Genomic DNA, 13,788 nt, shown 5'->3' on the forward strand with positions numbered 1-13,788 from the left:
CCACGGGGAAGAGACATGATCGAGTGGCGCACATGACTTCCCTGATTCGCCACATCACCGTCGACGCCGCCGATCCCCATGCCTTGGCGACGTTCTGGGCCCAGGTCCTGGACGGCTCGCTCGCCGCCGACGACTTTCCGGGCGACCCCGAGGCCCTCGTCACGACCGCGACCGCCGTCTTGCTCTTCGTCAGGGTCGAGGACCCCAAGACGACGAAGAACCGTGTCCACCTGGATCTCCAGCCCCAGGACCGCACCCGGGACGAGGAGGTGGAGCGCCTGCTCGCCCTCGGTGCCACGCTCCAGGGCGACCATCGCCGGCCGGACGGAACGGGCTGGGTGACGCTCCACGACCCCGAGGGCAACGAGTTGTGCGTCGAGCGCAGCGCGGCGGAGCGGGTCGGCGGCTGAACCACTGGACAGCGCCCGGCGGACTGCTTAGCCTTCCAGTCCAGAAATGGAAAACAAGTCCAAGGGGGCGGGGTGGGCGGCACGACGGCCGACGTACGGCGAAGGCGGCAAGGCGACGCCGCCGCCGTGGACGCGGACGAGCACCTCGTCCGTGAAGCCGAGAAGATCGCCGTCGCTCTCGGCCGTATGTTCCCGGGGCTGTGCGAGGTGGTGCTGCACGACCTGCGCCACCCGGAGCACGCGATCCGGGCGATCGAGAACAACCTGTCGGGCCGTCAGGTCGGCGACTCCGCCACCGAGTTGGGGCTCGCCCGGATCGCCGACCCCGAGTACCCCGGCGTCATCCAGAACTACCCCAACCACTTCCCCGACGGCCGCCCGGCGAAGAGCACGTCCATCGGCATCAAGAACGCCGCCGGGGAGTACATCGCGGCGCTCTGTCTGAACCTCGACGTCTCCGTGCTGTCCGCCGTGACGCTGACGTTGTCGAACCTCGTGGCCACGCAGACCGAGCACCGTGACCAGCCCCTCGAGACGCTCCGGGACCGCGGCGCCCGCGAGCTGCGTCAGGCGGTGCAGGAACTGTCCGCCCGGCGCGCCGCCACCCCCCGTTCGCTGAGCCGCGAGGACAAGAAGGCGCTCGTACGGCAGCTCCACCGGGACGGCCACTTCGACTCGCGGGACGCGGCACAGACCATCGCGGACCTGCTCGGCGTCTCCCGGGCGACGGTCTACAACTACGCGAAGTGAAGCCCGACACGCCGAAAGAGGACACCGCCATGGCCGCCGCCCTGCCCGTCACGTTCGACGACGTCCGTGAGGCCGCCGCACGCCTCCGGGGCGTCGCCCACCGCACCCCCGTCCTCACCTCCCGCACCCTGAACGCCCGCGTCGGCTCCCAGGTGTTCATCAAGTGCGAGAACTTCCAACGGGTCGGCGCCTTCAAGATCCGCGGCGCCTACAACGCCGCCGCCCGGCTCTCCCCGGAGCAACTGGCCAAGGGCATCGCCGCCTACTCCTCCGGCAACCACGCCCAGGCCACCGCCCTGGCCGCCCGGGAGCTGGGCACCAGCGCCGTCATCCTGATGCCCGAGGACGCCCCCCGCTCCAAGCGGGAGGCCACGGCCGGGTACGGCGCCGAGATCGTCACCTACGACCGCTACACCCAGGACCGCACCGCGCTCGGTGAGGCGCTGGCCGCGGACCGCGGCCTGGCCCTCATCCCGCCCTACGACCATCCGCATGTCATCGCCGGCCAGGGCACCGCCGCACTCGAACTCCTCGAAGAGACCGGCCCGCTCGACGCACTCGTCGTACCCGTGGGCGGCGGTGGCCTCATCGCGGGCAGCGCCGTCGCGGCCAAGACACTGCAACCGGGCATGCGGATCATCGGTGTGGAACCCGAAGCGGGCGACGACACCAAGCGCTCCCTGGAGAGCGGTGCGCGCGTCACCGTGCCGGTTCCGCACACCGTGGCGGACGGGCAGGCCCTGCCCACCCCGGGTGAGATCACCTTCTCCATCAACCAGCGACTCGTGGACGCCATCACCCTCGTCAGCGATGCCGAGATCGTCAGTGCCATGCGCTTCGCCTTCGAACGACTGAAGATCGTCCTCGAACCGAGCGGCGCCACGAGCCTCGCCGCGCTGCTGACGGGCCACCTCGACCTGCCGCCCCGCGTCGGCATCATCGCCTCCGGCGGCAACATCGACACCCAGAGGTTCACCCAACTCGTCAGCGGCGGCTGACCGGCCGTGACGCCGGGCAGCACGCCCCTGGGGCCGCCCGCCGCGGGCCAAGGGCATACGACCCTGCGCCAGGAGTGAGCGGGGCCGCCTCATAAGGTCGGGACATGATCAGTGAATTCACCGACGCGTTCCTGCTGGAGGCCGAACGGCATGCCGCCTGGGGCGCGGCGCAGCTCGAGGTGCTGACCGGCTTCCTGCCCGAGGGGCCGTGGAGTGCCGATCTGCCCACCTGTACGTACCGGCAGGGCGAGCTGGAGCTGCGGGTGGCAGTGCTGGGCACGTACGACAGGGCCGAGCGGTCCTGGATGTGGGGGTGGGCGAACCCGGGTCTGCGCGGCACGGAGGTCGTGGCCCCGACCGCTGCTGTCGAGCGGTACGGGCGGACCCACGGGATCGCCGAACTGACTGCGGAGATACTGGACTTGTCCGGTTTCGACGACCCCCGGCGCGCGGCGGAGATGCTCGCCTTCACCGGCATGGGAGTGGCCGAAGCGCCCGGGTACATCGGCGTTCCCGCCGGAGGTGACACACAGGTGTACTTCCTCCCCGACGACCCACAGGTCCCGCGCGCGGGACTGGACCCGGTCACCCTGCCGCGGACCCTGCTCACCGGAGCCGGACTGATCGGCCGCTCCGCCCGGCACGTCGTAGGCGGCTACTTCGACCACCACGGCCTGCCCCAGCGTGCCGAGGCCGGCCGGATCGTCGCCGACCTGCCCGGCGGCAGCGCGGCCGAGGTCGACTTCGACGCGGCCGGACGGATCGCGAAGGTCGGCGTGAAGGTGCTGCCCTGACACTCGCCGCAGGGCGCGACCGACGTACCGCGCACCGGCGTTACGCGGTGTCGAGCTGCGCGCCGGCGCGCGCCCGCTGCTGCCGGACGCGGACGCGGACGCGGAGGCGGAGGCGGACGAGGGCCTGTGGTGCGAGGACCAGCGCGGTCTGGTCGCCCTGGCCTGACCTTCGTCCGCCGGGCGGTCGGACGCCACCGTCGCGGTGGGCGTGCTGCGGCAAGGGCCCCGCCCCCGGTGCGGTTCCGGGGACGGGGCCCGACTCGCGCTTGGCGAACGTCGACCGCGCGAGGTGCGTGACGGCCGCAGAGGAACGGCCGGTCAGCGGGTGAAGGTGACCCGCTGTTCCTTCAGCGCGCCGCAGTTGGAGCCGGACACCTGCACGTACACGTTGCGGATGTGACCGCCCCAGTCGACGCAGTGCCCCTTGCCGTAGACGTAGGTCGGCCCCGCGTACGACGTGTACTGCCCGTAGTCCTCGTCACCCTGCTCGGTGTCGGGGATGTAGATCCATGCGGACATGGTCACGGCGGTACCCGGGTTGTTGCGGATGGTCGCGACGCAGTTGTTGCCGTTCGAGGAGTTGTACGTCAGGTAGACGGTGCCCAGGGAGCCGATGGGCGCCGAGTTCACGGTCTTGTACGCGCTCCCGCAGACCTTCTGCGGTGTGGTGTTGGGTGCGGCGGAGGCGGGCCCGGCCAAGGCGGTCGTGGTCCCCACCGACACAGCCGCCAACGCGGCGGCGGCCAGGGCGGAACGAGCGAATCTCATATTTCCCCCTTGTGCGACTTGGAGTTACTTGCTCCTGTCTGGTGTGACCCGCGAGGAATCGAAATGGTTGTGCCCCGCCCGCAAGAGACCCACGAGACCGCGCGGGCAGGACGTCGACAGCCGTGGCCGCCGCCCGGTGACCGGCTCCTCGGCACCGGCCGTTGTCAGTGGCTCCCCTTACGGTTCGAGCAGTGAGGACCTGCCGGAACGGCCGCGGGTCCGCCCTGGGGAGGGGTCTGCCATGTCCACGGCGTCCACGGTGTCGACGACGTATCTGGAGCTGTCGCAGGAAGGCGGTGGCGCCCACAAGTTCTACGAGGTCACCGTCGACGGCCAGGTGGTGACGGTGCGGTACGGGCGGATAGGCGCCGCCGGGCAGACCCAGACGACGACGTTCCCGACCGTGGAGAAGGCTCAGGCCGCCGCCGCGAAGAAGGTGGGGGAGAAGGTGCGCAAGGGATACGCGCCGGCCGTCCAGGGGCAGCGTGCCCCACGCGCGGTGACCCGCCGTCAGGTCAGCTCCGCCCCGTCCACCGCGCGGGCCGTGGCCCCCGTGCTGTGGCGGTTCCGCACCGGCTCCGCGGCGTTCGGCATCCATGTCGACGACGAGCGCTGCTGGGTGGGCAACCAGGCCGGTGACGTCTACACCCTGGACCACGAGGGCGCCGTCCTGGCCCGCTTCAGCCTGCCGGACGGAGTGAAGTGCCTGGTCGCCGACGACTTCTGGATCTACGCGGGCTGCGACGACGGCAAGGTCTACGACCTCTCCTCCAAGCTGCCGTTCGCCGCGTACGACATCGCCGCCGACGTCGACATCTTCTGGCTGGACATCCACGAGGGCGTCCTGGACGTCTCGGACCGCGAAGGCCGGCTCACGGTCATCGACCACGAGGACGAACACCAGTGGTCCCGCCGCGGCCGGGGCGAGCACGCCTGGATGGTCCGCGCCGACGACCGGGCCGTCTACCACGGCCACCACACGGGCGTCACCGCCTACGCCCCGGACGGCGGCGGCGAGTTGTGGCACACGCCCACCCGGGGCAGTGTCCTCTTCGGCTGGCAGGAGGACGACGCCGTGTACGCGGGCACCGCGCACCGCGTGGTCCAGCGGCTGTCGAAGGCGACCGGGGCGATCGAGGCGACGTACGCCTGCGACAGCGCCGTGTACTCGTGCGCCACCTCGCCCGGCGGGCGGTTCGTCTTCGCCGGGGACGCGGCCTCCTCCGTGTACTGCTTCGACCGCAACGGTACGCGGCTGTGGAAGCTCGGTACGGGCGGTGGCTCGGCGCTGTCGATGCAGTACCGCGACGGACGCCTGTACCTGGTGACCACGGACGGCTCACTGGTGTGCGTGGACGCGAGCGAGGCGGCCGTCGCAGCGGCCCAGCAGGGCACCGTACCGGTCGTGCGGGACGTCAAACTGGCCGCCGCACCGCCGACGTACGCGCCCGCCACGGCCGTCGGCGCGGTGGCCACCGTGACCCGGGCTCCGGCCGGAGCGATCGTGGTCGAGTGCATCCAGGAGGCCGGCCGGGTGCGGGTGCACGTGGTGTCCGAGGGCTACGAGCACGGGTGGAACGTCCAGTTCCCGCGCGTGATACGGGAGCCCGGCGCACGCTACGTCGTGGAGGCCCTGCACCCGGCGGCGGGCGGCTTCTACCGGGTCCGCGGCGACATCCGGCGCCTGGTGTGACGGCCCATCACCCTGCCGCCCCCGGCAAGCGGTGGGACACCGCCCGTTCACCGGCGGCGGTGTCTTCCCCGGCCGGTTCCATCCGGTACGGACGGGCGCCCGCCCTCCGGGCCGCTGTCTCCACCGACCTCACCGGGCGACCGTCCGTGGACAGGGCCCTCACACCGTCCTCCACGGCCCGATCGGTCGCGGGCGCACCGCCGGCCACCGTCTGCCGGTAGGAGAGGTGCCGGCCGGGCTCGCCCGCGTGGTGCGGGCAGACCGTCCTCGGCCGTGCAGGAACCTGCCCCACCGCCATGTCAGGGGTGTGCGGCCGCTGCCTGGCCCAGCACCTCCCGTGCGGTGGCGAGCGCTTCGGCGCGGTCCTCCCGGACCAGCCCGATGCGGGAGCGCCGGTCCAGGAGGTCCGACTCGTCCAGGGCGCCCTCGTGCAGGACGGCCCACAGGAGTTCGGCCCGGGTGACCGGCTGGCCCGGCAGCACCGGTTGCGCGAGAGCGGGGTCCTGCGCCGCGAGCGACTGGACCGCCATGGCCTCGGTGCCGTAGCGGTGGATCAGGTGGCGCGGTGCGGGCAGGGAACGCAGCCGCTCGGGTGCGGCGGCGCCGACCAGCGGCAGCGCGGCGGTGGGGGAGGGGGCAGCGCGCAGGCCCCGGGCCTCGGCCGCGGCGTCCACGGCGTCCTGGGCCATCCGCCGGTAGGTGGTGAGCTTGCCGCCGACCACCGTGGTGACACCCTCGGACGAGGTCAGTACCGCGTGCCGGCGGGAGATGTCGGAGGTGCGGGCCGGTGCCCCCTCGGTGCCCTCGTGCCCGGACGTGTCCAGCAGTGGGCGCAGCCCGGCGAAGGCGCCGACGACCTCGTCCCGGACCACGGGCGCGTCCAGGACCGAGCCGAGCACGTCCAGCAGGAAGCCGATGTCGGTCTCCGGGACCTCCGGCACGTCGGGTATCCCGCCCTCGACCGGCTCGTCGGTGAGGCCGACGTAGACCCGCCCGTCACCCTGCGGCAGGACCAGGACGAAACGGTTGGTCTCGCCGGGGATCGGGAGGTGCAGACCGGCGGGCAGGGCGCCGAGCCGTTCCGAGCGCAGCACCAGGTGGGTGCCGCGGGAGGGCCGGATCCGGATGCCGTCGACGAGGGCGCCCGCCCACACCCCGGTGGCGTTGATCACGGCACGGGCCCTGATCTCGCCCTCCTCGCCGGTGAGTTCGTCCCGGATCCGGGCGCCCGTCCCGGTCAGCTCCAGCACCCTCACCCTGGTCAGCACCCGGGCGCCGTGCGCGGCGGCCGTCCGGGACAGGGCGGTCACCAGACGGGCGTCGTCGGTCACCTTGCCGTCCCAGGACAGCAGTCCGCCCCGCAGTCCGGCCGCGCGCACCGCGGGCGCCAGGTGCCGCGCCTCCGCCCCCGAGAGCCGGCGCGGGGCGGGCAGCACCTGCCGCGGCGTCCGGGCCGCCAGCCGCAGCACGTCCCCGGCCCGGAGGCCGGCCCACGCCAGCGAGGCCTGCGCCCTGGACACCAGGGGGGTCAGCGGCAGCACGAACGGTTGCGCGGCCACGAGATGCGGTGCCGTACGGGTCATCAGCACCCCGCGCTCGACGGCGCTCTCGTGCGCCACGTCGAACTGCGCGGAGGCCAGGTAGCGCAGCCCGCCGTGGATGAGCTTCGAACTCCACCGGGAGGTGCCGAAGGCCAGGTCGTGGGCGTCCACCGCGACGACGTCCAGTCCGCGGGCGGCCGCGTCCAGGGCGACCCCGGCCCCCGTGGCGCCGAGCCCGACGACCAGGACGTCGGCGACCCTGCCGTCCGCGGCCTCGGCCAGTTCCCGGGTACGCCGGGGTGCGCTCAGGGACGAGCCGGGTGCGGCCTCGGTGTGGCTCATGGCGTCAGGGTCCTCTCCAGAAGGGTGCGCAACTCGCCGAGGAAGGCGGCCGAGTCCAGCTCCGGGTCGTCCTCGTCGGTCATCGTGCGCAGGGACAGCGTGAAGGACTGCACGGTCAGCAGCAGTGCGCGGGCCTGCCGTTCGGCGTGGCCGGGGCGTACGGAGCCGTCCGCGTGACCCTCGCGCAGGGCGTCGGCCAGCAGTGCCAGCAGGGCCTCCTGGCTCGCTCCCCGCCGGTCGAGGACATAGGGCAGCAGCAGTTCCGGATCGACGTCGACGATCTTGCGGAAGAGCGGGTGCGCCCGGAACGCCTCGACCCCGGCCACCAGTCCGTCGACGATCCGGGCGCGGGTACGGGTGCCGGGGGCGGGCTCGGGGATCGCCCGGGTGGCCACGTCGATCCACTCACGGGTCATCAGATCGCCCACGAGGGCCCGCAGGTCGGGCCAGCGCCGGTACAGCGTCATCCGGGAGACGCCGGCGCGGCGGGCCACGTCGGCGAGGGTCGTGCGGCGTACCCCGACGGCCAGCACGCAGTCGCGTACGGCGTCGAGCACATGATCGCTGTCCGAACCGTTGTGACGAATAGGCGCCATGTGTCACAGTGTAACGCCCCGGTGATCGGGCGGAAGCCGCGGACCGCCCTCCGTCGCCCGGGGGCACGGCCGCGGAGCCCCCGCGCGAACCGAGCACACCGACCTGTGAGGACGACCGTTCAATGGACATGCTGTGGAACGGCTGGGGCGACCCGGCCAAGGCGGCACCGCTGCCCGACACGGTGACGGCACTGCTGCGCGACCTGCTCGGCGTCAAGCCGCGCAGCACACCCGCGCTCGCCCTCGAAGACATCCGCCTGCCCGCCCCCACGGCCGGCGCCGCCGCACTGCGGGCACTCACCGAGGCCGTCGGCGGCGAGGAACACGTCCGCACGGAAGGGGAGAGCCGCATCCGGCACACCCGCGGCAAGTCCACCCCCGACCTGCTGCGCATCCGCGCCGGCGACTTCTCGGACGTCCCCCAGGCCGTGGTCCTGCCCGCCTCGCACGACGCCGTCCTCGCCGTGCTGCGCGCGTGCGCCGCACACGGTCTGGCCGTCGTTCCCTTCGGCGGCGGCACATCCGTCGTGGGCGGACTCGCCCCCCAACGCAGCGCGTTCGTGGCCCTGGACCTGCGCCGCATGAACGGCCTGCTCGACCTGGACCCCGTCTCGCGCACCGCCGTCCTGCAGCCCGGCCTGCGCGCCCCGGAGGCCGAGGCCCTGCTCGCCGAACACGGCTTCACCCTCGGTCACTTCCCGCAGTCCTTCGAGTGGGCCACCATCGGCGGCTTCGCCGCCGCCCGCTCCAGCGGACAGGCCTCCGCCGGATACGGCCGCTTCGACGAGATGGTGCTCGGCCTCACCCTCGCCACCCCCGAGGGCACCCTCGAGACCGGCCGCGCCCCCCGCTCCGCCGCCGGACCCGACCTGCGTCAGCTGATCCTCGGCTCCGAGGGCGCCTTCGGCGTCATCACCTCCGTGACCGTACGGATCCGCCCGGTGCCGCAGGTACGGGTGTACGAGGGCTGGCGGTTCGCCTCGTTCGAGGAGGGGGCCGCCGCGCTGCGCAGGCTCGCCCAGGACGGCCCCCGGCCGACCGTACTGCGCCTGTCCGACGAGACCGAGACACTCATCGGCCTGGCCCAACCCGACGCGATCGGCGCCGACGTGGCGCAGAGCGACGCCGGATGCCTGGCGATCACCGGCTACGAGGGCACCGCCGAGGACACCGCGCAGCGCCGCGAGCAGGCGGCGGCCGTCCTGACGGCCTGCGGCGGCACCCTGGCCGGCGCCGAACCGGGCGAACGCTGGGCGCACGGCCGCTACTCGGCGCCCTACCTGCGCGACGCCCTGCTCGACGCGGGCGCCTTCGCCGAGACGCTGGAGACGGCGGCCTTCTGGTCCCGCGTCCCCGACCTGTACGCGGCCGTCCGCACCGCGCTCACCGACACCCTCACCCACTCGGGCACCCCGCCCCTGGTGATGTGCCACATCTCCCACGTGTACGAGAACGGCGCCTCGCTGTACTTCACCGTCGTCAGCGCCCAGGGCGAGGACCCGGTGGCCCACTGGGCCCCCGCCAAGCACGCGGCCAACGAGGCCGTGCTGGCGGCCGGCGGCACCATCTCCCACCACCACGGGGTCGGCACCGACCACCGCGACTGGTACGTCCGCGAAGCCGGCCCGCTCGGCATCTCCGCCCTGCGCGCCGTGAAGCGCCGCCTGGACCCCGAGGGCGTGCTCAACCCCGGTGTCCTGCTGCCCACCGACTGACCCACCAGATCCCCGGACCGACCCCACGGATCCGCCTGCCTCGGAGGCACACCGATGCGACAGTTCACCGCCGTCGTCAACCCCACCGCGGGCGGCTCCACCGGGGCGGCGACCCTGCTCCACCTGGCCCGTCTGCTGCGCGAGGCCGGAGCCGAGCTGGAGACGGAGTACAGCCACAGCCTCGCCCACGCCCAGGACATCGCGCTCCGGGCCGGCGAGCGCGGCAGGATCGTCCTCGCCGTCGGCGGCGACGGGATCACCGGCGGCATCGGCGGCGCGCTGAGCGGCACCGGAACGGTCCTGGGCCTCGTACCCGCCGGACGCGGCAACGACTTCGCCCGCGCACTGGACCTGCCCGCCGACCCGGCCGCACTCGCCCGCATCCTGCTGCACGCCGAGCCCAGGGCGGTCGACACCATCGAGGTGGAGTCGGCCGTCCACCGGCGCACGGTGGTCCTGGGCAGCGTCTACGCCGGTGTCGACGCGCTGGCCAACCGGCACGCCAACAACGCCCGGTTGCTGCGCGGCGCCGCCTCCTACTACGCGGGCGGACTGCGCGCCGTCACCACCTGGCGGCCGGCCGACTACCGCGTCACCGTCGACGGCGAGGAGCACGGCCACCGCGGCTACACCGTCGTCGCCGCCAACTCCCCCTACTACGGCTCCGGGCGGCTCATCGCCCCAGGCGCACGGGTCGACGACGGACTGCTCGACATCGTCATGATCCGCGAGGCCCCACGCCGGCTCTTCTTCGCCCTCATGAACGAACTCAGGACCGGCGCCCACATCCACCGTCCCGAAGTGCGCGTCCTGCGCGGCATGGAGATCCGCATCGAGGCCACCCGGCCCGTCCCCTACGGCGCCGACGGCGAAGTGGAGGCCACCTTGCCGGTGACGGTGCGCGTACGCCCCCGAGACCTGCCGGTGCTGTACTGACGGTGCCGTCGGCGCGCGTCCCGCTCCCGCGGAATCGGAGGTGCGTCACCGCTCGCCCCTGGGTAGGGAACCGGCAGGTGATCAGGGGAGGGACGTGCGGTCATGACACGGGAGCACGCCGAGGGCGTGGTGCGGGCGGTCGTTCTGTACGACGGACGGCTGCTGCTGGTGCGGGGGAACGACGGCTGGGAACTGCCGTCGGGCAGACCGCAACCGGCCGAGTCGCCGGAGGCCACCGCGGCGCGCATCGTCTACGAACTCACCGGTTACCTCGTCGACGGCACGGAGACGCTGGGACCGCATGGCGCCGCGCCCGCGGACGGAGTGCCGGCGGTCGTGTGCCAGTTGCTGAGCGAGTCCCCGTCGGACGGAGCAAGCCTCACGCCGGAGCGGCTGCGCTGGTCCGCCCTGGCGGAGACCACCGACGCCGCACTCCCGGCGGCCGTGCTTGAGTACCTTCGGGGACACACGCCGGTGTGACAGCACCGGCCCGCCCACGTGGCCGTCGTACGGCGCGCCAGGCCGTCGGCGGCTGTCAGCAGCGGCACGGACCGTTCCGGACCGGTGGCACATGGACCTCCTCCCGCTTGCGCGGTGCCGCCCACCCGGTGGCGCGGACTCGAACCGAGGCAACGGGCTCGGCTTGCGAGGCCGTCCGCAGCGGGGTTCAGTGATTACGGACCCCCGCGCACCTGGAGCTGTCATGTCGATGTCGTTCGGTGCACCGTTCGGTTCCTCGGATCCGTTCAGTGAGTTGTTGAACCGCTTCTTCGGCATGTCGCCGGCGTCCTCGCCACCCGCGGTGCAGCGTGTGCCCATCGGACGGCTGCTGACGGAGTCCTCGCAGCAGTTGCTCAACCTGGCCGCGCAACGGGCTGTCGAGGACGGAACCCCGGACCTGGACACGGAACACCTCCTCTGGGCGGCCACGCAGGTCGCCCCGTCGCGCAGGCTCCTCAGCCAGGTGGGCGTCAACCCCGACCGCCTCGCCTCCGAGATCCTCAAGGTGCTCCCGCGCGAATCCGGGGAGCCCTCCGCGCCGCCGGGCCTCACCCCGGCGGCCAAGCGCACCCTCGGTGCCGCCTACGTCCAGTCACAGGCCTCCGGCGTGTCCTACATCGGCCCCGAGCACATCCTGAGCGCCCTGCTGGGCGACGACGACACCGGCGCCGCCCGGCTGCTGCGCGCCGAGGGCCTGGACACGAAGCGTCTCGCGACCCTCACCGAACAGGCGCCCCGCGGCGAGGGACCGGCCGTGGAACGGAAGAAGCCGGCCACCACACTGGACGAGTTCGGCCGGGACCTGACCGAGGAAGCGAAGGCCGGCAGGCTCGACCCGGTGGTCGGGCGGGCCGAGGAGATCGAGCAGACCGTCGAGATCCTGTCCCGGCGTTCCAAGAACAACCCCGTGCTCATCGGCGAACCCGGAGTCGGCAAGACCGCCATCGTCGAGGGGCTGGCCCAGCGCATCGTGGCGGGCGAGGTCCCCGAGAGCCTGAAGGGCAAGCGGGTCGTCGCCCTGGACCTGTCGGGCATGGTGGCCGGTGCGCAGTACCGCGGACAGTTCGAGGAGCGGCTGAAGAAGGTCATCGAGGACGTCCAGGCGGCCGGCGGCGAGATCATCCTGTTCATCGACGAACTGCACACGGTCGTCGGTGCCGGAGCGACGGGCGAGGGCGCCATGGACGCCGGCAACATGCTCAAGCCCGCACTCGCGCGCGGTGAACTCCATGTCGTGGGTGCCACGACCATCGGCGAATACCGCAAGTACGTCGAGAAGGACGCCGCCCTGGAGCGCCGGTTCCAGCCCGTGATGGTCCCGGAGCCCACCGTCGAGGAGACGGTGCAGATCCTGGAAGGCCTGCGCGACGCCTACGAGGCGCACCACCAGGTCCGCTTCGACGACGCGGCGCTGGTGGCCGCCGCCGAACTGACCGACCGGTACGTCACCGACCGGTTCCTGCCCGACAAGGCGATCGACGTGATGGACCAGGCGGGCGCCCGGGTGCGGCTGCGCAGCGCCGGCCGCTCCACGGAGGTCGTCAGCCGCGAGGACCGTATCGCCGGGCTCCGCAGGGAACTCGAACAGGCCGTCTCCGCCGAGGACTTCGAGAAGGCCTCGGAACTGAAGCAGGAGATCGCCCAGGTCGAGGGCGAACTCGCCGGGATCGAGGAGCGCCGCGAGGGCGTCGTCTCCGTCACGGCGGCCGACATCGCGGACGTCGTCTCGCGCCGCACGGGCATCCCGGTCTCCCAGCTCACCGCCAGCGAGAAGGAGAAACTCCTCAGACTCGAGGAGGAGATGCACGCCCGGATCGTCGGCCAGGACGAGGCGGTCACCGCGGTCTCCCAGGCCGTGCGCCGCAACCGCGCCGGCATGGGCGACCCGAACCGGCCCGTGGGATCGTTCCTCTTCCTCGGTCCCACCGGCGTCGGCAAGACCGAACTCGCCAAGACCCTCGCCGCCCTGCTGTTCGGCGAGGAGGACCGCATGGTCCGCTTCGACATGAGCGAGTTCCAGGAGAAGCACACCGTCGCCCGGCTGGTCGGCGCCCCTCCCGGATACGTCGGCTACGAGGAAGCGGGCCAGCTCACCGAGAAGGTGCGCCGTCAGCCGTACAGCGTGGTGCTGTTCGACGAGGTGGAGAAGGCCCACCCGGACATCTTCAACACGCTGCTGCAGATCCTCGACGACGGCCGCCTGACCGACGCCCAGGGCCGTACCGTCGACTTCCGGCACTGCATCGTCATCATGACGTCCAACATCGGCGCGCACCGCATCCTCGACCACAAGGGCGACGTGTCCGAACTCAAGGACGCCTTGATGGAGGACCTGCGGTCCCGGTTCCTGCCGGAGTTCCTCAACCGCATCGACGACATCATCATCTTCCACGGCCTGACCGAGGAGGACCTGGGGCAGATCGTCGAACACCTGCTGGACCGGAGCAAGCACCGGGTGCACGCCCAGGGTCTGCGGCTCGAGGTCACGGAGGCGGCCAAGAAACTGCTCATCGCACACGGCCACCAGCCCGAGTTCGGTGCCCGTCCGCTGCGCCGCACGATCCAGGCGGAACTCGACAACCGCATCGCCACACTGCTGCTCGGCGGCGAGGCCGACCCCGGAGACACGATCGTCGCCGACGTGCGGGACGATTCACTGCACTGCTTCGTCCACAAGAACAGCTCCGGCGAACCGTCCGGCACCGGCAGCGCGGAGAACGGCGCGATGTGACCGAGGTGCCTCC

The 13,788-nt window shown here is 72.5% G+C and carries 12 protein-coding genes; 9 read left to right on the forward strand and 3 right to left on the reverse strand.

The features are described 5' to 3' along the window. Window positions 1-32 precede the first annotated feature (32 nt). The 4 genes from ACGFRF_RS21795 (at window position 33) to ACGFRF_RS21810 (ending at window position 2,952) form a co-directional block, all read left to right on the forward strand. Window positions 33-410 (forward strand): VOC family protein, encoded by a 378-nt coding sequence (locus ACGFRF_RS21795; RefSeq protein ID WP_393742291.1) that lies wholly within the window; start codon window positions 33-35, stop codon window positions 408-410. Window positions 411-536: 126 nt separating this feature from the next. Beyond that, a complete protein-coding gene (locus ACGFRF_RS21800; RefSeq protein WP_393742688.1) occupies window positions 537-1,160 on the forward strand; it encodes a transcriptional regulator in 624 nt (207 codons plus the stop codon). A 29-nt stretch (window positions 1,161-1,189) separates the two neighbouring features. Next, window positions 1,190-2,158, forward strand: a complete 969-nt coding sequence (locus tag ACGFRF_RS21805) for a threo-3-hydroxy-L-aspartate ammonia-lyase (protein ID WP_393742293.1) — start codon at window positions 1,190-1,192, stop codon at window positions 2,156-2,158. Between the two features lie 104 nt (window positions 2,159-2,262). After that, a complete protein-coding gene (locus tag ACGFRF_RS21810; protein WP_393742295.1) occupies window positions 2,263-2,952 on the forward strand; it encodes a DUF6882 domain-containing protein in 690 nt (229 codons plus the stop codon). A gap of 318 nt (window positions 2,953-3,270) precedes the next feature. Here ACGFRF_RS21810 and ACGFRF_RS21815 read toward each other — a convergent pair whose 3' ends face one another. After that, on the reverse strand, window positions 3,271-3,720 hold the full coding sequence (locus ACGFRF_RS21815) for a spore-associated protein (RefSeq protein WP_393742297.1): 450 nt from the start codon (window positions 3,718-3,720) through the stop codon (window positions 3,271-3,273). Window positions 3,721-3,961: 241 nt separating this feature from the next. Here ACGFRF_RS21815 and ACGFRF_RS21820 point away from each other — a divergent pair, with 241 nt between their 5' ends. Further along, on the forward strand, window positions 3,962-5,413 hold the full coding sequence (locus tag ACGFRF_RS21820) for a WGR domain-containing protein (RefSeq protein WP_393742299.1): 1,452 nt from the start codon (window positions 3,962-3,964) through the stop codon (window positions 5,411-5,413). Window positions 5,414-5,712: 299 nt separating this feature from the next. Here the strand turns inward: ACGFRF_RS21820 and ACGFRF_RS21825 are convergent, their stop codons facing one another. Both ACGFRF_RS21825 and ACGFRF_RS21830 read right to left on the reverse strand, forming a co-directional pair. Continuing rightward, entirely contained in the window at window positions 5,713-7,296 is a 1,584-nt protein-coding gene (locus ACGFRF_RS21825) for a glycerol-3-phosphate dehydrogenase/oxidase (protein ID WP_393742301.1), read from the reverse strand. Beyond that, window positions 7,293-7,892, reverse strand: a complete 600-nt coding sequence (locus tag ACGFRF_RS21830; protein WP_393742303.1) for a TetR/AcrR family transcriptional regulator — start codon at window positions 7,890-7,892, stop codon at window positions 7,293-7,295. Before ACGFRF_RS21830 ends, ACGFRF_RS21825 begins: the two co-directional genes overlap by 4 nt. Before the next feature lie 122 nt (window positions 7,893-8,014). On the opposite strand from ACGFRF_RS21830, the gene ACGFRF_RS21835 reads away from it, so the two are divergent. From ACGFRF_RS21835 to ACGFRF_RS21850, 4 genes are all read left to right on the forward strand, one after another. Then, a complete protein-coding gene (locus ACGFRF_RS21835; RefSeq protein WP_393742305.1) occupies window positions 8,015-9,607 on the forward strand; it encodes an FAD-binding oxidoreductase in 1,593 nt (530 codons plus the stop codon). Between the two features lie 54 nt (window positions 9,608-9,661). After that, window positions 9,662-10,543 carry a diacylglycerol kinase family protein gene (locus ACGFRF_RS21840; RefSeq protein ID WP_393742307.1) on the forward strand — a complete coding sequence of 294 codons (882 nt, stop codon included), beginning with the start codon at window positions 9,662-9,664 and terminating at the stop codon, window positions 10,541-10,543. Between the two features lie 102 nt (window positions 10,544-10,645). Next, the gene (locus tag ACGFRF_RS21845) at window positions 10,646-11,023 is read left to right on the forward strand and encodes an NUDIX hydrolase (RefSeq protein WP_393742309.1); all 378 of its coding nucleotides are present in this window, start codon (window positions 10,646-10,648) and stop codon (window positions 11,021-11,023) included. A 223-nt stretch (window positions 11,024-11,246) separates the two neighbouring features. Further along, window positions 11,247-13,775 carry an ATP-dependent Clp protease ATP-binding subunit gene (locus tag ACGFRF_RS21850; RefSeq protein WP_393742311.1) on the forward strand — a complete coding sequence of 843 codons (2,529 nt, stop codon included), beginning with the start codon at window positions 11,247-11,249 and terminating at the stop codon, window positions 13,773-13,775. Window positions 13,776-13,788 lie beyond the last annotated feature (13 nt).

The organism is Streptomyces sp. NPDC048521 (genome assembly GCF_043199855.1).
Classification (GTDB): Bacteria; Actinomycetota; Actinomycetes; order Streptomycetales; family Streptomycetaceae; genus Streptomyces.

What these genes read in the sequence shown, in the direction of transcription:
- ACGFRF_RS21805 (WP_393742293.1), top strand. Translation starts at nt 1,190, where the DNA reads ATGGCCGCCGCCCTGCCCGTCACGTTCGACGACGTCCGTGAGGCCGCC.
- ACGFRF_RS21815 (WP_393742297.1), bottom strand. Translation starts at nt 3,720, where the DNA reads ATGAGATTCGCTCGTTCCGCCCTGGCCGCCGCCGCGTTGGCGGCTGTG.
- ACGFRF_RS21825 (WP_393742301.1), bottom strand. Translation starts at nt 7,296, where the DNA reads ATGAGCCACACCGAGGCCGCACCCGGCTCGTCCCTGAGCGCACCCCGG.
- ACGFRF_RS21845 (WP_393742309.1), top strand. Translation starts at nt 10,646, where the DNA reads ATGACACGGGAGCACGCCGAGGGCGTGGTGCGGGCGGTCGTTCTGTAC.
- ACGFRF_RS21835 (WP_393742305.1), top strand. Translation starts at nt 8,015, where the DNA reads ATGGACATGCTGTGGAACGGCTGGGGCGACCCGGCCAAGGCGGCACCG.
- ACGFRF_RS21850 (WP_393742311.1), top strand. Translation starts at nt 11,247, where the DNA reads ATGTCGATGTCGTTCGGTGCACCGTTCGGTTCCTCGGATCCGTTCAGT.
- ACGFRF_RS21810 (WP_393742295.1), top strand. Translation starts at nt 2,263, where the DNA reads ATGATCAGTGAATTCACCGACGCGTTCCTGCTGGAGGCCGAACGGCAT.
- ACGFRF_RS21830 (WP_393742303.1), bottom strand. Translation starts at nt 7,892, where the DNA reads ATGGCGCCTATTCGTCACAACGGTTCGGACAGCGATCATGTGCTCGAC.
- ACGFRF_RS21820 (WP_393742299.1), top strand. Translation starts at nt 3,962, where the DNA reads ATGTCCACGGCGTCCACGGTGTCGACGACGTATCTGGAGCTGTCGCAG.
- ACGFRF_RS21840 (WP_393742307.1), top strand. Translation starts at nt 9,662, where the DNA reads ATGCGACAGTTCACCGCCGTCGTCAACCCCACCGCGGGCGGCTCCACC.
- ACGFRF_RS21795 (WP_393742291.1), top strand. Translation starts at nt 33, where the DNA reads ATGACTTCCCTGATTCGCCACATCACCGTCGACGCCGCCGATCCCCAT.